This is a genomic window from Paenibacillus sp. J2TS4, from assembly GCF_018403245.1.
Taxonomy (GTDB): Bacteria; Bacillota; Bacilli; order Paenibacillales; family NBRC-103111; genus Paenibacillus_L.
This window is the reverse complement of sequence record NZ_BOSH01000010.1, coordinates 1-19,937: the sequence shown is the minus strand read 5'-3', so window position 1 is coordinate 19,937 and position 19,937 is coordinate 1. Positions and strand designations below refer to the sequence as shown.

The following is a 19,937-nucleotide window of genomic DNA, read 5'->3' as shown; positions in this document are numbered from 1 at the left end:
CCGGCGTTTAACGTTGATCTCCCCGATCCCGGTTGCGGCCCATCAATCCGGCCAATCCAACTAATCCAAGCAAGCCCAGCCAGCTCCAGTTACCGAACGTTCCCGTTTCACGGGTGGTATAGGATCTGTTTGTATAGGTTGGCGTGGTTCCGGGGGTAGTTATGCCGTCAGTGCCGCGCATTCTGAGGCCATCCACTTTGGCCCCTGGGGGATTGGTTGCTGCTGGCGCAGCCGGTGCCGCTGGCGCAGCTGGTGCCGCTGGCGCAGTCGGTGCTGCTGGCGCAGTCGGTGCTGCTGGCGCAGTCGGTGCTGCTGGCGCAGTCGTTGGAGCAACCGTTTTGTCCGTCGGCTCCGTTACTCCATACGTATGGTTCTTTAATGTAGGAGCAGGAGAAGATTCGGCAAAGATCGTGGAAGTAAACATAAATGCAAGAACTAAGGACAAGATCGAGGCACTTATCTTTTTCATTTGATCACCTCCTCACTTAGGTTATTGTTTGCTTTAAGCGAGGTTTTATAATGATCAATAACTGGCAGATGCCATAAATAACTGTCACAACCAATGGCTGCTGCCTAAACGAGAAGCCCTTTCACCGCAATATCAGACTTTCAGGGAGTGGAGAAAGCGAGATGGACAAAATCCATTATTCAAGGGTAAAAATGCACTTGAATTCTATAATTTTGTCGTTTTTGGAAAATAAGGAGTATAAGTGCACCTTGATTAACAGAAAATCGGGGTTTTCTCAAAAAGTAGCATTTTAAAGGGTAGTTTTGCACCCTAATAAGTTAAATATGGAAATTTAGCAAAATTATAGTGCATTACTGCACCTTAATCCGGCAGATCCATTTCAAATCAATAATACATAAACAAAAGGCTCTGACCGTAAGCCAGAGCCGAAAAGAATCCGAATGAACTGAAAAGGAAAATTCACAGGTAATTAATGAGAATCCAATGACCAACCAAAGAGAGGTGATGAGTGCAGAATCAATCCCCAATAATTCCTAGTTAACTATCCAGTAAATTTCATATAACTTGGAATAAGTCCACAATCAACACTCAATAAACCCACTCTAATAAATATTTCCATCAATGCCCGAGAGGTCAAATTAATTTAAACAGTAAGGTTTCCCTGCAAGGTTGCAAAAATGCCAACAAAGCTTAAGCTTCTACCTTCTCAAGCCAATCCATCTCTTCCGGCGTCAGCTGGATCCGAGTCGCTTCCGCGCACGATTCCATCTCCGCCTGATTCCGCGGACCGATCAGAGCCGCCGTGGGGAAGGGCTGATTCAGAACGTAAGCGAGCGCGATCTGAATGGCGGTGACGCCGCGCTTACGGGCGAGCTCCTCGGCGCGGCGCAGCCGCTCCCAATTGGCGTCGCTGTAGAAGACGCGCACCGTGTCGGCATCGCTGCGGTCCTCGGGACGATACCGTCCCGTGAAGAAGCCGCGGGCTTGTGACGACCACGATAACAGCGGCAGCTGGCTGGAGGCATGCCATGCGCATGTCTCGGCATCGGCGGTGACGCAGCCCTCCCAATAGGGCTCATTAGCCTTGGCCAGGCTCAGGTTCGGGCTGCTGAAAGAGAAGCCCTGCAGCCCATGAGCGGCCGCGTAATCGTTCGCCTCTTGAATGCGCCCATGCGTCCAGTTGGACGCGCCGATAGCGCGGATTCGTCCGGCCTCGATATGGCGGTTCAACGCTTCGATGATCGGACCGACGGGAACGTTCGGATCATCGCGGTGCAATCCGTACAGATCCACGTAGTCGGTCTGCAGCCGTTCGAGGCTCGTCATCAGATCGTGCTCGATGGCCTCCGCATTCACACGTGGCCCCTTCGCATCGTGGTGCGCTCCTTTGGTAAAGATCACGATATCGTCGCGCTTGCCCCGATTCTGGAGCCATAGGCCGAGGGCCAGCTCGCTTTTGCCCCCGCAGTAGATGTGGGCGGTATCGATCGTGTTACCGCCGATCTGAACATAAGCATCCAGAATGTCGCTGACTTGCTCAATCTTCTCCGGCATGAAATAATCGGAGCCCATAATGAGCTGGGATACTTTGGTTTCCAAACCTTTAATGGAGATAAAATTCATTTCTGTTAACCTCCTATTTATGAGGGATAGATACGCGGGAGCGCGTTCGAGCCGATTCCAGACAGGCATCGACCACCCGCATATTCAGCACTGCGTCTTGCGGGTCAAATACAGAAGCCGCTCCGTCCAGTACGGTGGCGGCAAAATCGTCAGCCTGAAGGGAATATTGGTTGACGGGCGGGAATTCCACCTCTTTGCGCTCACCCTTGGCGATTACATAAAACACGCTGGGAGTACCAGGATCGCATACGAAAGCAGAAGGCACTTCAATTCGCCCGTCGGTGCCCAATATCTCCAGCGTGTTCCGGCCGGCGGCCCACATGGCGCAGTCGAAGGTTAAGCCGATCCCCCCGGGAAATTCGAGCAGGCCGGAAGCCATCATGTCAACTCCGCCATGGCGCTCGGAGAAGAAGGCATGCACGGTAGCCGCTTCCGGCTCCAGACCGGTAACGAGCCGCGCCGCGCTGATCGGGTAGACCCCGATATCATAGAGGGCCCCGCCTCCCATAGCCGGATTGTTGCGAAAGTTGGTTGTATTCGCGGAGCTGTTAAAAGTAAACGTGCCATGAACGCCGCGCAGTTCACCGATTTCACCCGCAGCGATAATCTCTCGAAGATGTTCATATCGCGGATGGTGACGATACATAAAGGCTTCGGCCAGATGCACTCCTGCTTTGGCGCAGGCTTCGGTCATTTCTTCGGATTCGCGGGCATCCAGCGCAAAAGGCTTCTCGCATAATACATGCTTGCCCGCCTCTGCTGCACGGATGGTCCATTCCTTGTGCATATTGTTAGGCAGGGGAATGTAAACGGCATCAATCGAATCGTCAGCAAGCAAAGCTTCGTAGCTCCCGTATGCTTTAGCAATTCCAAGCTTGTCTGCGGTTTCCCTGGCCTTGGCTTCGTCGCGGCTTGCAATGGCAGCGACTTCCCCTCTGGCGGACGTTTGAATTCCCGGAATCACTGAACGAATGGCAATGCCGGCGCACCCCATAATGCCCCATTGCAGCTTTCTGTTGCTCATCTCCTCAGCTCCTTGATAAAAGTATATTGTTATTATAAATCAGTCATTCTAAAATGAATATAATAGGATATTGATATAGATAAAACGATATTGTCATCTATGGAGGGGAGTTTATGGTGATGCGGCAAAGGCATCTGCCGACCATTCCTAAGCATCGGTTTCTATGCCTTCCGGTTTCTGTCGGCTGGTATTGGGAAGAGCCCAATCATGTGGTTAAGCGCAGCAAGGGAGCCTTGAATGAATTCAGCATTCATTTTGTTCTGGATGGCAAAGGCTATGTTGAGATCGAGGACAAGTCCTACACGCTTAAGCAGGGGGACGCCTTTATCTATTTTCCATATGAGCGTCAGCAGTACGGCTCATCCGAGGAAGACCCTTGGAATATTCGCTGGGTGCATTTTTACGGGAACAAATTAAACGAATTTATGATGGATACCGGTTTTCACCGTTCGACGCTGTGGTCATTGAAACAATTGGGCCTGCTGGAAGAGGCTCATCAGCAATTAATGGAGGAGGCCGAGCGGCATGTTCTGCTTCACGATACGAGACTGTCTACATTGACGTATGCTTTGCTTACCGAATTTATGATGCAAGCGGTGCCCTTCATGCCGGCCAAAGCAAATGCGCCTTCCACAGTACGGATAGACGAGCTTCTCCCGCGGATGCAGGAACAGGCTTGTCAGCCTTTTGATCTGGATTATTGGGCGGACCAAGCGGGGGTAAGCACGTATTACTTTTGCAAGCTTTTCCGCAAGACGACAAGGATGACGCCGCTGTCCTTCGTTACGTTGTGCAGAATCCAGTTCAGCAAGGAACGGCTGCTGGAGCAGCCGGATTGGCCGGTCAAACGGATCGCGGAAGAGTGCGGGTATCCAAGTGCCAGTTATTTCAACAAGCGCTTCCTGGAGCATGAAGGGATGACTCCGACCGAGTTTCGCGATTTGTACAGCAGACGTTCCTTCATTTAGCATCTGGGTATTTTAAAATTTCTTCTATAAAAAACTTAGTTTTTTATCAAATGTTGTACTTTTTATCGTTAAATAGTTGTACAATGTCCATGGGGACCGATATGGTTCCCAAGAGTAGGAGAGGATCAGGCAACCTCCAACGGTACGTCCAAAGGTTTGCCCAGACAACTCTTTGAATAATCTCTTAAAGATAGAGGAGGAGTTTTCGATATGAAAGTGGCAGTCTTAGGCTGCGGAATTATGGGGAAAACTCATGCGAACGCTTACCAACAATTGTCCGGAGCGGAATTGGTCGGAGTATGTGATTTTGTTGAAGAAGCGGCCAAAGCGACCGCAGAGCAATTTGAGACGCAGCCCTACTATTCCTTTGAAGACATGCTCGCGAAGGCAAAGCCGGAGGCGGTTAGCATTTGTTTACCCACTCATTTGCACAAGGAGTATGTGATTAAGGCAGCTGAGCAGGGCGTTCATGTTATTTGTGAAAAACCAATCGCTCCGACATTATCCGAAGCACGCGAAATGATAGAGGCTTGCAAGGCTAATGATGTTAACTTGTTCGTTGCCCATGTCGTCCGGTTCTTCCCAAGCTACAGGGATATTAGCCGCCAGGTAATGAACGGCGCCGTAGGAAATGTTGGAGTTATACATACGAAGAGAGTCGGCGGTCGTCCGGGTCAAACCAAAGCCTGGTATAATGACAAGAGCAAAAGCGGCGGAGTCATTATGGATCTGATGATTCACGATATTGATTTTGTCCGCGGGATTGCCGGAGAGATCAAGAGTGTTTATGCGATGGAGCGAAGCACTGAGAATATGGACTATTCTTTAGTTACATTAAGATTTGACAATGGAGCGATGGCTAATCTGGAAGCGTTCTGGGGTTACCCCGGTCCTTTCACTACAGCAGTGGAAGTAGCGGGGAACAAAGGAGTGGTCCGCTTCAACAGCGAGCAGGCCCATTCAGTGCGCATTCATAAAACAGCGGATAGTGAAGCCGGCGCAGGAACGGCTTACCGGTCAGCCAGTCCTACGCTGCATGATCCGTATTATTATGAATTGGAGCATTTTCTGGAGTGCATCCGTACAGGCTCTGAGCCGCTCGTTACAGCGGAGGACGGATACCGTGCGGTGGAGATTTCCCTGGCAGCGCTCGAATCCATTCGTACAGGAGCGGTCATTGATATGGCCCAGTTTCAAAGTGAAGTCGGGAGGGAGAACGTATGACAGCAGCGCTTAAAGTCGGAATGATCAGCTTTGCTCATGGCCATGCCAATAGCTATTTCCAGGCTCTGATGAACATTCCCGGGGTGGTTGTCGCCGGAATCGCCGACGAAGTAAAGAGCAGGGTGGAAGCACTGACCGAGAGGCATTCTATTGCTTACTATGAAGATTATCGAAAGCTTCTGGAGACAGATATTGATGCCGTCGTTATCTGCTCGGAGAACGTACACCATGCACAGTTGACGATCGATTCTGCCAAAGCGGGCAAGCATGTGCTTTGCGAGAAGCCTCTGGGGATTTCGGTAGAAGAGATGAAAGAAATGATCCGTGTCTGCAAGGATAACGGAGTTCAGTTGATGACCGCCTTTCCTTGCCGGTATATTACTGCGGTAACCGAAGCCAAGGCAGCCATTGAACGCGGAGAAATCGGGGAAATTCTCGCGATTAAGGGCACGAACCGCGGAACCATGCCTGGCAGCTGGTTCATTGAACCATCCTTGTCCGGTGGCGGCGCGGTGCTTGATCATACCGTCCATGTCATGGATTTAATGAACTGGATCCTCGACAGCAAGGTAACGGAGGTTTATGCAGAAGCCGGGACATTATTCCATGAGATTGGGGTGGACGACGCCGGACTCGTTCATGTCAAGTTTGAGAATGGGATTGTGGCCGTGATCGACACGAGCTGGTCGAGGCCGAAATCATTCCCGACGTGGGGCGACGTGACCATGGAGATCATCGGAACCAAGGGAGTGATTTCTGTAGACTCCTTCGCTCAGAAGAACGAAGTGTTCAATGATGACAGCGTCAAAGCTAAATGGAGCAGTTGGGCAGACGGCATGGACGAGGGGCTCGTCCGAGGCTTCCTCGATGCTATTCGCGAACAAAGGGAAGTGCCGATTACCGGCGAGGATGGTTTAAGATCGGCCGAAGTAGCACTGGCCGCCTATGAATCCATTAAGAAGGGCCAGCCGGTTAAGCTGGCTTAGGGTAGAAACAATGGAGGTGCACTGTATAGTGCACCTCGTTTTTTTGCAATTTAAGGGATTCGTCAGTCCTATCACGCATTGCTCCCGACCAGGGGCCGTCGCTCATTTCATTGCTTTGCCCGCCGCCTTCTCGGCTATGCCGCTTGGCACGTTGTTCGGTGGTTTGTTCTTTGTATTCCTCGCATTCGCGGCGCTGACTTCGGCCGTATCCTTGCTCGAGGTTCCGGTTTCCTATGGAATGGAACGGTTTTATTGGAGCACGATAAAGGCCGTTTGTATCGTCATTATCATTTTGTTTGTACTAGGTATTCCATCTCTTTTATCGCTAGGCAATGTTTCCGGTCTTACATTCGGAGGCAAATCGTTTTTTGATTGGGTAGATTTTATCACTTCCCATATCATGCTGCCGATCGGAGCCATCTCATTGCTCATAATGATGAATAACCGCGACGGCAGCCCCTAAAGATTGAATATAAGGTTGTTCATTAAACTCGATTCTGGTTTGGCTTAAAGGAATCTCCAAAGCGTTGGCCCTAAGATAATCCAGCACAGCCTGCTTGAAGTAAGTATTCGAGTTATAGGGGCTGTCAATGACAATCAGACCGGGATTCATAATGTTGATAACACTGATTAATGCAGCTCCCAAATATTTTCCGTATTGCTTCTGCACAGTATCTATTTGCACCTGTGTTGGAATCTTCTCACGATCAGACATCCATTGTGAGTAGGAGCGAATGCTGATCATTTGCTCCAGACAGCCAATTTGACCGCAGCTGCACGGAGGTCCTGCAGGCTCAACAGAGAGATGTCCGATTTCTCCTGAAGTCCAACTGACCCCGTCCCATATTTGTCCGTGCTGAAAGAAGGCCCCGGCAATCCCCTCGCCAATGCGAATATAAAAGAAGCTGGGATTATGATGAATTTCTTTCGTTAATGCGGCACATAGGGCCGTCATCTTCACGCTATTCTGGATGATCAAGGACATAGAGTCGGGAAGCATGGCCGATTGTGTGAGCATGGAATGGAGGGGGACATCCTTCCATCCCAGCTTCGTAGAAACATATACGATGCCCTCCTCTGTGTTTACAATTCCGGGAATGCCAATGCCCACACCAATTAATCCGTCATGCTCTTGCTTGGTCCGTTGAATGAGCTGAGTTAGATAGGCAACGACTTCGCCGACCTGTCTGCTGTCCACTTTATCCGAGCCTTTATCGATGATATTAAGGCAATAATCCGTTACAACATAATCGATCGATTCGTTGGATAGAGTGATGCCAAGCGATTTGAAGACGTCAGCGTTAAGTTCAATTAAAATTTTGGGACGGCCCGCTTTGTGGCTATCCTTAATGCCTACTTCTTTAATAACCCCTTCATTAATAAATCGATCTACGATTAAGGAAATGGTATTTTTGCTGACGCCCATTAGCTTGGCCAAATCTTTTCTGGAAGTTTGCTTGTGCTTCCTTAATAAATGAATGAGCTTTTTTTGATTTTGCTCTCTTAATAAGGCAGGTCCTCTTACAGACACGGTCACCCCTCTTTTCTCTATCTATCCTCTAGGAATGAGGATATCAGGAAAGAGCTGTTTTGGCTAATTCCATTCGTCACCTTCGATGGCGATGCGTTTTTTCCACATAGCCACTAGTTCATTTCTTTAGCTAATTCTTCATCACTTTTGCTAATGGATTGCAGTAAATCCTCGACTTCTGCCGTCACGGGCTTACTCCGGTTGAGAAGCCCCATCCCAATGAAGATGATTCCGGCGGTGAAGACAGGTGCCCCGATCTCAATATACAAAGGCCAATTTACAAGCACCTTGGTAATGAAGAACATAACGAATCCGCCCAAGATGGAAGCGATCGCAGCTTTGGAGTCGCTGTGCTTAAATACTGGCAGCAGTCCGAGCAGCATAGGAATGGAAACCGGACCGACAAGTGCAGCAAACCAGGTGATCAGCAATCCAAGAACGCCGCCGAATACATCGGAATAGATCGCAATAATAAGCGTTAAAAAGGTAAAGGAAAACGTCGTAATTCGTGCAATTTTGAGCGAAAGCTTCTGATCAATGCCTTTAAACTTCTTGTTCATAACAGGCAAGATATCCCGTGTGATGACCGCCGAAATAGTGTTGGCATCAGAAGATGTCATGGACATCGTTGCTGCAAACAGGGAGGCCAGCACAAGTCCAATCAGGCCAACGGGAAGGAGCTCCTGAGCCAGCAGCGAATAGGACTGGTTCGGATCGCTAAGACCCGGCAGGATGATTGGCGCCGCCCACATCGGGAAGAACAAAATAAGCGGCCAAATCAAATATAGGACACCGGATAGCAAGCCGGCCCGTTTCGCTTCCTTGCCTGAAGGGGAAGAGATGTATCGCGCTGCAAGATTCCAAGTGCCGCCGTTATAGCTTAAGAAGACAACGAAAACGTATACAATGACGTAAGCGAGAGAATACGGTTCGTTAAACGGCTGGCTGTTGGCTGGCGGGAGCTGATCCCACATACCGGTAATGGAGCTTGTGCCGCCAAGAGTTTGTATAACTACAACGAACATGACAATGCCTGCGATAATTTGAACGACAAATTGGGCAAAGTCTGTCCAAATGTCCGCCCATAATCCGCCTACAGTAATATAAATGAGGGAGACAATTCCTGAAATTAAAATCCCGTAAATAATCGGGATGCCAGTAAAGCCGTTGAGCAGGATGCCGATGGCCGCCCATTTGGCGCCAACATCGAACAGCTTCAGCAAAACTCCGCTCCAAGCAATTAATTGTTGAGTTGGAATATTGTATCGCATGGCCAGATACTCGGTAGGAGATTCAATATCCAGCTTTGTTCTTAATTTGGCCCAGCGGGGCGCCATTATATAGGCCCCAATAATGACAGAGATGGTAATCGGTATAGCCCACCATACGTACAAGCTGAACCCATGGGTATAAGCAAGTCCTGCATAAGCTACGAAAACCGCTCCGCTGTAACCGGAGACGTGATGGGAAATTCCGGATAGCCACCACGGAAGCTTCCCTCCGGCAACGAAGAAATCTTTAGAGCCCTGTACTTTCTTGTAAGCGGAAAATCCGATGTAGACCATTAATAAAAAATATAAGATAATAACGCCCCAATCCAATCCACTCAATTGTCATTCCTCCTTTGATGTATGCGTTTGCAGGTTATTAGTCATAATACATGACCAATTAAAAAATAGCAAGAACGACACGGTAAATTTTTTCGGTAATTTTTTCAATTATATAAATTGAACTAATGATTGGATAGCGCATGAAGTGGAGAAAGAAAGATGCTTCCAGGGCGAGTTCCTGCATTTTGATGTAGAAAGCAAGATGAAGTATCTACGGATTGCTTAGGCAAGAGTAGTAGATGGGCTGTTCCGCCCCCTATGCCTACAGGAGACATAGGTTGCTTGCTAAGACAACTTCACAGATACTTGATATGGAGTAGATCGGGCAAATCCCTATCTACAATAGGTACATGAAGTTGTCCGTGGTAAGAAGCCCCGACTTCAACTCGCGATAGCGAGTAAGTGGGGGGGAGGTTCACGAAGATTAAGAAATGATTAAAACATAAAGTTTATCATAATTTTTTGTATTGCAAATTTCTTCCTGAACAACGATAATAGATAACAAGAATTAGAAAACGCTTTCTTGGATGCTGTTTATTAGCCTGATAATCCCCAGCTAACCCCTTGATCAGGGGGGATTCGGATGAATATTGGTGAAGCAGGACCATATTGTCGCGGGTAGAGATGATGAGAGAACCCGATGCTGATACGAACCATTAAACCACGGTTGATTTAATAGTTCGCTTTAGTACGGGATAATTCTTGTCGTCTTTTTTTGTACCCATCTTTAATAAAGGAGGGCATAAATAAATCAGATAGTTATTAATTTTTTGAATAATTAGAATATTTGGAAAAGCGAGATGGATTAAAAAAGGATCCGGAGTGCAATTTGATAACAAGACTAATGTGAATCATGCATAAATTAATTATAAAAAAGAGGTGAATGAATCGTTGGCCAATCCATCTGTTCATAAAGCTTCTACTGCGACGAAACCGTCTAAACTGGCCCGTTTTTTTAAACCGTTTCGTCGGAATATAGGGCTTTATGTTCTCATTTCGCCCGTCATAGCCTACTACATCATCTTTGAATATTTTCCGATGTACGGGGTGCAGATCGCTTTTAAAAATTTTGTAGCATCCAAAGGAATATGGGACAGTCCTTGGGTCGGACTCAGACATTTTGAAAGATTCTTTGACAGCTATTATTTTTGGCGGCTCATAAAAAATACTCTCGGCATCAGCTTGTATCAGTTGGCTGTCGGATTCCCGGCCCCGATTATACTGGCTCTGATGATCAATGAGGTTCGTTTGAAATATTTTCGTAAATTCGTTCAGACGGTTACATACGCGCCTCATTTTTTATCCACGGTTGTCCTGGTCGGAATGCTGATTATGTTTCTTTCGCCGCAGAGCGGGCTTGTGAACCAGCTCATTGTATTTTTTGGAGGAGAGCCGATTGCCTTCATGTCGGAGCCGAAATGGTTTAAGTCGATTTATGTATTTTCCGGCGTCTGGCAACAGATGGGCTGGAGCTCGATTATTTATTTGGCAGCGCTTGCAGGAATCGATCCCCAGCTTCATGAAGCGGCCAAGGTGGACGGAGCGAGCCGGCTTCAGCGGATATGGCATGTGAACCTGCCCGGCATACTCCCGACTATCGTTATTCTGCTTATTCTGAATGTTGGATCGATTATGGGCGTCGGATTCGAGAAGGTATTCCTGATGCAGAACTCGCTCAACATGGAAGCATCCGATGTTATTTCCACCTACGTATATCGAAGCGGGATTCTGGGCGCGCAGTACAGCTTCTCGGCTGCGGTCGGTCTGTTTAACGCAGTCATTAACTTCATTCTGCTTGTACTGGTGAATTTTACGGCCAGAAAACTAAACGAAACGAGCCTATGGTGACAGGAGGGCGGAGCTTATGGTAGATCAAAGCCGGGGAGATAAAATATTCGACTTCGTCAACACGATGCTGCTTGTTCTTTTAACCGCCATTGTGCTGTATCCGCTCGTCTTTGTGCTAAGCGCATCGATCAGCAGTCCCAGCGCCGTGGTCAAAGGGGAGATATGGCTGCTGCCCAAAGAGATTACGTTTGTCGGGTATGAGAGAATATTTGAGAACAACGATATTATAACGGGGTATCGCAATACGATTTTTTATACATTGCTTGGCACGGCCATTAATCTGGTCATGACGACTTGCGCTGCATATCCGCTGTCACGGCGGGATTTTAAAGGACGCAATGTCATTACCGCCTTCATTGTATTTACGATGTTTTTTAGCGGCGGCCTGATTCCGCTGTACTTGCTGATCAAAAATCTTGGAATGCTTAATACCTTCTGGGCGCTTGTCATTCCGAACGCCGTTTCCGTCTGGAACATTGTTATTATGCGGACGTTCTTCCAGAACAGCATCCCTCTTGAAATTCAGGAGGCGGCCTCTATAGACGGATGCAACAATTTCCAGATTCTGTTTCGGGTCGTGCTGCCGCTTTCCATGCCGATCATTGCCGTTATGATTCTGTTCTACGCGGTCGGACACTGGAACGCCTTCTTCAACGCTTTGATTTATTTAACGGATCGGGCCAAATATCCGCTTCAATTGATACTTAGGGAAATCCTTATTCAGGGGCAGATGCAGGATATGATCGATATGGCCGATGATTCTCTCGCCAAGAAAGTTATGGAGGTAGAGGCGATCAAGTATGCGGTCGTCGTCGTTGCCAACTTGCCGGTTCTCGCGTTGTATCCTTTCCTGCAGAAGTATTTCGTCAAAGGGGTTATGATCGGCGCATTGAAAGGCTAGGCCGTATGAACTGCGGACGGCCGTCCTGCTGAAGCAGCCGGTCATTCCGCTTCATAAATAAATTGCTCTATATCGGGGAGGTCTTGGAATGAAAGTGAACAAGTGGGGAGCCGTTATGATGACGACGGCTATGTCTGTGTCGTTGTTGGCAGCTTGCAGCGGGGGCGGTGATAACGGCAGCGGCAACGGCAAAGATAACGGAGGTGCCGATGGAGGGGCACCCAAGGAGGAAAGCAGCTTTAATGCCACCGGATTTCCTATTATGAAGGAACCGGTTAACCTGACTTTCTTCACGGGGAAATCGGCGACGACCGCGAATAACTGGAATGAGACGATGCTCTGGCAGGAATATGCCAAGATGACGAACATGAATATTGATTTTCAACTGGTTTCCTTCGATAATCTGGCGGAACGGAGGAATTTGGTTCTGGCAGGAGGAGACTACCCCGACGCCTTTCATACCGCTCGATTTACTACTCAGGATCTGGCGAAGTACGGTTCCCAGGGAATTTTTATACCATTGAATGATCTGATCGACAACCATGCCCCTAACCTCAAAAAATTAATGGAGGAAAATCCCGATCTGCGCAAGGGGATGACTTTGCCCGATGGCAATATATACGGACTGCCGACCATTTATGACCCGGATTTTACTTCCGTTCTGATGGGAGCGAAGATTTGGTATAACCAAGAATGGCTGGAAGCCCTCGGCATGAAGGAGCCGGAGACGATAGATGAATTTTATGAATATTTGGTCGCTGTGAAAAATACGGATTTGAATAAAAATGGGAAGCAGGATGAAGTTCCGTTCGGTTCTTCCAGTATTGCCGATGTGATCATTAAGCTAAGCGGTTCTTGGGGCTTGTTGAACCGCGGGGTGGCCAATAGCAATATCGATATGAATCCGGAGACGGACAAGCTTCGCTATATTCCGGCGGATGATCGGTACAAAGATTTGCTGCAATTTTTAAATAAGCTGTATACAGAAGGATTGTTGGAGCCGGAAATTTTTACTATGAAGTCTAATGAGTTCTTTGCCAAAGGTGCGGAGAATGTCTACGGTGTTGTTCTGACAACAAGCCCGGAGACGCTGATGAACCTGAAGAGCTTCGTTGGCGTACCCGCACTGGAAGGGCCATTTGGAGATCGGCTTGTCCCCAGCCGTTCTTCGCTTACCAAGGCAGGAGCCTTCGTCATTACCGATAAGAATAAATATCCGGAGGCGACTGTCCGCTGGATGGATCATTTCTACGGCGAGGAAGGCAACAAGATGTTTTTCATGGGCTTCAAGGATAAGAGCTATGTAGAGACGGCGGATGGGAATCTCGAATATACAGAAGAAATCAAAAATAATCCGCAGGGACTTACCTTGGAACAGGCGCTGGTCAAATATGTGACCTGGCCGGGAGGCAGCTATCCCGGAATTGTTCGACAGAAATATTTCAAAGGGGCGGAATCTTTGCCGGCTTCTATAGAAGCTACCGATAAGCTAAAGCCGTACTTGACCGAAGAGGTGTGGCCGGTATTTACATTTACGGAAGAGGAAGCTGAAAGATACCAGTCGCTGCACTCGGATATCAATGCTTATATGGAAGAGATGCGGGCGAAATTTGTTTCCGGGGCAGCCCCATTCTCGGAATGGGATACCTATGTCGATACGCTTAAGAAGATGGGATTGGACGAATATTTGGAAATCTACAACACGGCATACGAAAGATATAAATCAAGCTAACAGGGCACGTGACGCTGCAGTCCGGGATTTGAATTCCGGGCTGTTTTTTTATGCAGGATTCAGGAGCCATAGACCGGTGTATAGAAGCATCCAATAATAACCATCCTAATGAAAGAATATTTCATTCGTTAGGAGGAACAAGATGGAATATAATGAAGAGGATTCTTCCTTGCTAGGATTTTTGTCTTTCCTGATAATTGTTGGCTATATTGTCATTACTTTGGCCCACGGCACCCCATCCGATGTTCCGGTTTCTCAAGAATCGGCAACGGAGTCGGAAGCAGCCGGGCCTTAGCTCAACCATAAAAAATAGGCTGTCCCTGCCAGGGGAGGCCGCTGAACGGTTTATACAAAAAACAGGCGTCTTTCGCACATCACCATAGATTGTGCAAAGATGTCTGTTTGATTTTTCGAGGCTTGAAAAAAATGAATTGAACTTGGAGTTACTCCATGGATTATAATAGGGCCATGTTGCATTGGATCCTCTATATACTCGGCACTAAAGATTTCAAAGCTCATGAAGTGGAGAAAGAAAGATGCTTCCAGGGCGAGTTTTGGCTTTGTATTCCTACTATCCGAAGGCCGAACCAATAAAATAAGGAATGATGGGTTGGATCGGGGTCCCCGAAAAGTATCTGGAATTGCTTCGAAGCCCATCTTCACTTTTTGGGGAAGGAGTATGATGTTTGAAGCTTCGGAGGCACTTTCCTTCGGAACGGAATGATAGCTTTCTTTAGTGCCACATATATAGATTAAGAAAGAGAAATTTAGCAATTTTGCCAGAAGGGGTGGGGGAATGAAAGAATCGATGTTGAAGCTTAAATTCAAGATTGGTGAAGTATCCCAAATATTGGACATCCCCATGGATACGCTGCGCTATTATGACAAAATCGGACTGCTCTCTCCTCGCGAACGGAACGTGAACAAATACCGTTATTATGACCTGGAACAATTCGATTCTCTCATTACGATCAGAATGCTTCGAGCGCTGGATGTTTCGATTGAGCAGATTACCAAGCTGTTATCCGACGATCATCTAGTGGAAATTCGTCAGTTGCTCTCCGACAAGAAGAAAGATATCGAACATAAGCTAACCTATTTGCGGCATTTGTCTCAAAAGCTTGATGTTTGGGGTGAGCAGCTTCAACGATTTGAGGAAACGGATGTCATTGAGCTGGTGAGAACGAATCCGTGCTGGGTGCTGTTGACAGATTCAATAATGGAAAGCGACGATCACAGGCTGGGGAACAAAATACAGGAGAGAGTACGCCAAATCAAGGCGCATCAGGAATGGCTTGCTTTCAGTCATATTATATCCGTTGTATCCAAGGACAACCTCTTGTCAGGACATTATCACCATTATTTGAATAACGGAATTTTATCTACGTTTCCTATGGAGGATGAGGACGGCACCTTTCTGAAGCTGGAGCCTCGCTATTGCGCCAGAAAATACGTGGTTATCGGGCGCGATGGCTACGCCGAGCTGGATGCTCATTACGATCAGATGAAGCGATTCATTGACAAGAGAGGCCTGGAGATTGCCGGCAATTCTCTTGAAATTAATCTGTATAACCAGTATGCCAACCACTACATTGAAATCAATATCCCTGTAGCAGAAAAACAATAGGAGGATGCGATGATGAAAAAATTGATGATCGACGGACAGCGGATAGTAACTGAAGATGGGGCACAGGTTATATTGAATGGCATAAATCTGGTCTGCAAGGATAAGAAGAAAGGTTATGTAGAACCTTGCACGGAAAGTTTGTTTGCCTGGTTTCACGAACAGGGCTTTAATGTTATCCGCTTAGGTTTGATTTGGGATGGAGTGGAGCCGGAGCCGGGTGTCTATGACGACGAATATTTGGCAAAGATCAAGCAGCAAATCGTCTGGGCAGAGCGGCACGGAATTTACGTGTTCCTTGACATGCATCAAGATCTGTATAGTTCTCTCTATGGTGATGGTGCCCCCCTTTGGGCAACGATCACCGACGATCTCCCCCATATTATTGGTGCTATATGGAGCGACGCTTATCTGGAAAGCCCGGCTGTGAATCGGGCGTTGGACCATTTCTGGCAGAACACGCCTGCGTCTGATGGCGTCGGCTTGCAGGACCACTATGCAGCGATGTGGAAGCATATTGCACAATTTTTTGCCGATTGTTCCAATATCATCGGCTATGACATGATGAATGAGCCGTATCCGGGCTCAAGTGGCCGGGAAGTACTCGATGCCATTATTATCGCTTATGCCCAACAAGCCATGGGACTGAACGATCTCAACATGGAAGAACTCGCCGGAAGTTGGTTTGACGAGGAGAAGAAACAAGAGCTCCTCCTTGGCATAGCGGATATGGATATGTACCAGATATTAGTCGACAGCGCCCAAGAAGCTTCTCAAAGATTCGAACGGGAAATGCTGGCTCCTTTTTTCAATAAAACGGCTTCAGCGATCCGCTCGGTTGCTCCAGATGGCTTTCTGATGCTGGAAACAAGCTATTTTGCCAACATGGGAGTCGAGTCCGGCATCGAGCTTGTACGGAATCAGGACGGGAAGATCGACTCCAATCAGGTATACACTCCCCATGGCTACGATCTGACCGTCGATACAGAACTCTATGAGATTTACAATCAGAGTCGTGTCGAACTTATATTTTCCACCCATCGCAAAGTACAGGAGCGTCTGAATATCCCGGTTCTGATTGGGGAGTGGGGAGCCTTTACTAACCATTCTTCGACCTTCGATTTGTCCAAATCACTTATTGCGATCTTCGAACAGTATTTGTGGAGTAACACCTATTGGTGCTGGACGAAAAACTTCGAGAATTCTCCTTACGCCAAAGCATTGAACCGCGCTTATCCGCAAGTAACAGGGGGGCAGCTTGTGGGGTACCACTATGACTACGATACGAATATTGTATCCGTCAACTACATTTCTACCGGCCGCGAGACATGGATCTACCATCCTTGTGCTGCGCTGCTCTCCAAGGAGGACGTAGTTGTCTCGGGGGCAGAACATTGTCAGATCGAGCTTCGACCCTTCCCGAATGTGGCGAGCGGGATCGTGTCGATTGTCGCGCCACAAGGGCAGAATATGCTCTCGGTTGAGGTAGGTCGCAAGGCTTGAGGAAATTTAGCGCTAATGGGCATGATTTACCCTACAGGTACTTGATGTTTTCCTTTTGTGCATAGACTGTGACTCCAATCAATGGATCCCAAAAAAACGGAAAAAAAGGTGCAGTCTCCTCATAAATGGAGGGACTGTACCTTTTTCTCATAAAAGAGGACTTGCTCAGTGCTCTCTATCCGGGCAGCGGGTCTTATTTCCGGATCGCCCGTCTTTATGGATGGACGTATTCGACAAAGTCTTCGTTCATCCGTTGGAGCAGAGGAGAGGCCTCCCCTTCGTATAGCACCCATAGTTCATGAAGCGCTCTTGTCGCTCCTACATAGAGCAGCTTGGCATCCTGCTCTCCGCGATCGTAATGGAAAGAATCGATGTCGAGCAGAAGAACAGCATCGAATTCGAGCCCCTTAGCCAAATAGACAGGGAGGATAGAGATCCCTCCCTTGTACTCTGTCTTATCCGCCTCAATTAGCGCGGCCTCTATCCCGACAGTGTCCAGGGCAGCGTGAATCTCTGCCGCTCTCTTCGCGGTCCGGGCAATGATGGCCGTCGTTTCCGAGGAGCCGTCGCGAATTCGTGCGACGATTTGCTGCACGGAGCTGATCGTCTTTCCCGAGGGGACATTCGACAGCTTTACCTTCTCTCCACTGCGAAAAACCGGAATTGCCGGAGTAAAGACACGGTCGGATGCCGAGAGTACGGCGTTGGCGAAGTGAATGATCTCCATCGTGGAGCGGTAGCTTCGATCCAGTCGATAGAATGCCGTTCTATCCTCAGGGAACAAAGCCGTAAAGTCGTCCCAACGGTCAATTCCCTGGTAGGAATGGATGCCTTGGGCCAGATCGCCGAGAATGGTAAAGGAATCTCCGGGCGTGTGAAGTCTCAGCAGCTCTACCTGAAACGGAGAGAAATCCTGGGCTTCATCAATAACGACATGGTCAAATCTGCGGCCGCTTAAGCCGTGGAACCGGTGGTGGATATAGACGAGCGGGGCCAGGTCTTCCCACATCACTTGTTTTTTCTTTAATGTTCGGGAGGTAGACTCTGCTACAGATCGAGGAATCCGATCCAGCAAGGACTGCGGGAAATCGACTGTCCGTTTAGCCGGGTTAAAGAGCTGGGAATAGAAAGTTAGCGGAGTGAGTTCCGTCCAGGCTTTGGCGTAGGCTCTCCACTTGGCGTTTGCTTTCTTTTTATAATCTTTCTTCACCTCGGCTTCCCACAGCCGGTCAAGCTCCATCTCCTGCCATCTCTTAATTCGGGCCAAGGTCCGTTCCCGCCTCTTGGCCAAAGGCTCATGCCGGTTATCTACGTAGTACCATTGACGGATTGTAGCGGCAGGCAGGAGGCTTCCGGGCCAAGGCTCGTAGTTATGCTCCGGAACAGCGTTAGCCTCATAATGCTGGAGCATGTCGTCGACCAACTGCTTGAAGGCGATCGATCCCTTATACAAACCCGGCACTTGCTGATGAATCGCTGGCCGCTCGGGTCCGGCCGCGAACCAGTAAGCGAGAGCAGGGGCGGGATCGGCGGGGGAGACTTCGTTGTCCAGCAGCTCGAGTGCCCAATCGGTAAAAGTCGTCTGCTGGATGTCTCCGACTCCCAGCTCGGGCAGTACGCCGGAGATGTAATCAAGGAACATCCGGTTGGGGGCAAAGATGATCATGCGTTCCGCGCGGATGTTTTCCCGATATTGATATAGTAGATAGGCAAGACGATGCAGAGCGACGGTTGTTTTACCGCTGCCCGCAACTCCTTGGATAACCAGTGCGGTGTTTTTGGGAGAACGGATGATTTGATCCTGTTCTGATTGGATGGTCGATACGATATCTCGAAGCCGATGGTCCTTGTTTTCGCTTAACCGATAGAGCAAAAATTCGTCCGTTACGGCCACATTCGTACTCCCCCGGACATAAGTGTCCACAACCCTCAACAACTCCTGGCGTCTCACTACAAGATTGCGTTTAAGATGGACTATACCTTCTACCGGACCGTCTGGAGACAAGTAGGAAGCCGGGCCGTCTCCACCGGTAAAGGAGTAGAACAAGCTGGCCACCGGAGCCCTCCAATCAATCACAAGAGGCTGTCCGGTCTCCCTGTTCTCCGTACCTGCCTTGCCGATATAGAGCGACTGGCTTTGAGCATGGCCATCCTCCTTAAAGTCAAGGCGGCCGAAGTAAGGCTCCAGCATCCCTTTGGCCAACTTTTCTCTTGATGCTTGCCTGGCGGATTCCAGGGCTTGCTCGTTGAAGTCCGTCCCATAATAACGTGGAATCGCTTCCAGTTCTTTAAGCTGGGACTCCAAGACGGTCAGAGTCCGTTCCAGATGATGACGTTCCTCTTGATAGGCACTTTGACGGTTAGATTCCAAATCAGTTACCTCCATGCGGGAAACATTAGACATTCTTTTGTATCTATATATGTGGGACTAAAGAAAGCGATCATTCCGTTCCGAAGGAAAGTGCCTCCGAAGCTTCAAACATCTAAACTATCCCCCAAAAAGTGAAGTGATGCTTCGTAGTGAAGTCCTATTACTTTTCGGGAACCCCCATCCAACCGATCATTCCTTATTCATTGGATAGGCCTTCGGATGGTAGGAATACAAAGCCAAAACTCGCCCTGGAAGCATCTTTCTTTCTCCACTCCATGATCTATGAATCTTTAGTTCAATTTATATAGCCTAGAATATCATGCTTCGCCATCGTTTTTTGGGAAAGATTACACTATATCACAATCTTCCCCGTTGAGCAAGAGAGGAGCAAGAGAGTGTTATTGTGCTGTGATAATGTCATCCCATAACTGTTCTGAGATAATGTCACTATGGGACAGGAGAAGATTACATTGAGCAGAGCAGAACTGAAGAAGATCTATGTGGTGGAGAAAATTATCGATGG

At 48.3% G+C, this 19,937-nt stretch carries 16 protein-coding genes; 10 read left to right on the top strand and 6 right to left on the bottom strand.

Annotated features, from left to right (window positions below):
• Positions 1-7 precede the first annotated feature (7 nt).
• From KJS69_RS29745 to KJS69_RS19660, 3 genes are all read right to left on the bottom strand, one after another.
• The gene (locus KJS69_RS29745; RefSeq protein ID WP_249730627.1) at positions 8-469 is read right to left on the bottom strand and encodes a WGxxGxxG family protein; all 462 of its coding nucleotides are present in this window, start codon (positions 467-469) and stop codon (positions 8-10) included.
• A gap of 690 nt (positions 470-1,159) precedes the next feature.
• Positions 1,160-2,092, bottom strand: coding sequence for an aldo/keto reductase (locus KJS69_RS19665; protein WP_213585504.1), 933 nt, complete (start codon positions 2,090-2,092; stop codon positions 1,160-1,162).
• 13 nt (positions 2,093-2,105) lie between these two features.
• Positions 2,106-3,116 carry a Gfo/Idh/MocA family protein gene (locus KJS69_RS19660; protein ID WP_213585503.1) on the bottom strand — a complete coding sequence of 337 codons (1,011 nt, stop codon included), beginning with the start codon at positions 3,114-3,116 and terminating at the stop codon, positions 2,106-2,108.
• A gap of 113 nt (positions 3,117-3,229) precedes the next feature.
• Here KJS69_RS19660 and KJS69_RS19655 point away from each other — a divergent pair, with 113 nt between their 5' ends.
• From KJS69_RS19655 to KJS69_RS19640, 4 genes are all read left to right on the top strand, one after another.
• On the top strand, positions 3,230-4,084 hold the full coding sequence (locus tag KJS69_RS19655) for an AraC family transcriptional regulator (RefSeq protein ID WP_306434421.1): 855 nt from the start codon (positions 3,230-3,232) through the stop codon (positions 4,082-4,084).
• A gap of 210 nt (positions 4,085-4,294) precedes the next feature.
• Positions 4,295-5,308 (top strand): Gfo/Idh/MocA family protein, encoded by a 1,014-nt coding sequence (locus KJS69_RS19650; protein ID WP_213585502.1) that lies wholly within the window; start codon positions 4,295-4,297, stop codon positions 5,306-5,308.
• Positions 5,305-6,294, top strand: a complete 990-nt coding sequence (locus KJS69_RS19645) for a Gfo/Idh/MocA family protein (protein WP_213585501.1) — start codon at positions 5,305-5,307, stop codon at positions 6,292-6,294. Before KJS69_RS19650 ends, KJS69_RS19645 begins: the two co-directional genes overlap by 4 nt.
• Positions 6,295-6,322: 28 nt before the next feature.
• Positions 6,323-6,757: an SLC5/6 family protein gene (locus KJS69_RS19640; RefSeq protein WP_306434420.1), complete on the top strand. Its 435-nt coding sequence runs from the start codon at positions 6,323-6,325 to the stop codon at positions 6,755-6,757.
• Here KJS69_RS19640 and KJS69_RS19635 read toward each other — a convergent pair.
• Positions 6,716-7,825, bottom strand: coding sequence for an ROK family protein (locus tag KJS69_RS19635; RefSeq protein ID WP_213585499.1), 1,110 nt, complete (start codon positions 7,823-7,825; stop codon positions 6,716-6,718). The two genes, KJS69_RS19640 and KJS69_RS19635, sit on opposite strands and share 42 nt — an antisense overlap.
• Positions 7,826-7,938: 113 nt before the next feature.
• On the bottom strand, positions 7,939-9,435 hold the full coding sequence (locus tag KJS69_RS19630) for a sodium:solute symporter family protein (RefSeq protein ID WP_249730626.1): 1,497 nt from the start codon (positions 9,433-9,435) through the stop codon (positions 7,939-7,941).
• 942 nt (positions 9,436-10,377) lie between these two features.
• Here KJS69_RS19630 and KJS69_RS19625 point away from each other — a divergent pair.
• The 6 genes from KJS69_RS19625 (at position 10,378) to KJS69_RS19600 (ending at position 17,043) form a co-directional block, all read left to right on the top strand.
• Positions 10,378-11,283, top strand: coding sequence for an ABC transporter permease (locus KJS69_RS19625; RefSeq protein ID WP_249730633.1), 906 nt, complete (start codon positions 10,378-10,380; stop codon positions 11,281-11,283).
• Positions 11,284-11,299: 16 nt separating this feature from the next.
• Positions 11,300-12,184 carry a carbohydrate ABC transporter permease gene (locus KJS69_RS19620; RefSeq protein ID WP_213585497.1) on the top strand — a complete coding sequence of 295 codons (885 nt, stop codon included), beginning with the start codon at positions 11,300-11,302 and terminating at the stop codon, positions 12,182-12,184.
• Positions 12,185-12,272: 88 nt separating this feature from the next.
• Positions 12,273-13,916, top strand: coding sequence for a type 2 periplasmic-binding domain-containing protein (locus KJS69_RS19615; protein WP_213585496.1), 1,644 nt, complete (start codon positions 12,273-12,275; stop codon positions 13,914-13,916).
• Positions 13,917-14,058: 142 nt separating this feature from the next.
• Entirely contained in the window at positions 14,059-14,211 is a 153-nt protein-coding gene (locus tag KJS69_RS19610) for a hypothetical protein (protein WP_213585495.1), read from the top strand.
• Between the two features lie 501 nt (positions 14,212-14,712).
• Positions 14,713-15,543 carry a helix-turn-helix domain-containing protein gene (locus KJS69_RS19605; RefSeq protein ID WP_213585494.1) on the top strand — a complete coding sequence of 277 codons (831 nt, stop codon included), beginning with the start codon at positions 14,713-14,715 and terminating at the stop codon, positions 15,541-15,543.
• Between the two features lie 9 nt (positions 15,544-15,552).
• Complete coding sequence (locus KJS69_RS19600; RefSeq protein WP_249730625.1) at positions 15,553-17,043, top strand: glycoside hydrolase family 5 protein; 1,491 nt, start codon at positions 15,553-15,555, stop codon at positions 17,041-17,043.
• Positions 17,044-17,257: 214 nt separating this feature from the next.
• On the opposite strand, the gene KJS69_RS19595 is transcribed toward KJS69_RS19600, so the two are convergent.
• Positions 17,258-19,414, bottom strand: a complete 2,157-nt coding sequence (locus KJS69_RS19595; protein ID WP_213585493.1) for a HelD family protein — start codon at positions 19,412-19,414, stop codon at positions 17,258-17,260.
• Positions 19,415-19,937 lie beyond the last annotated feature (523 nt).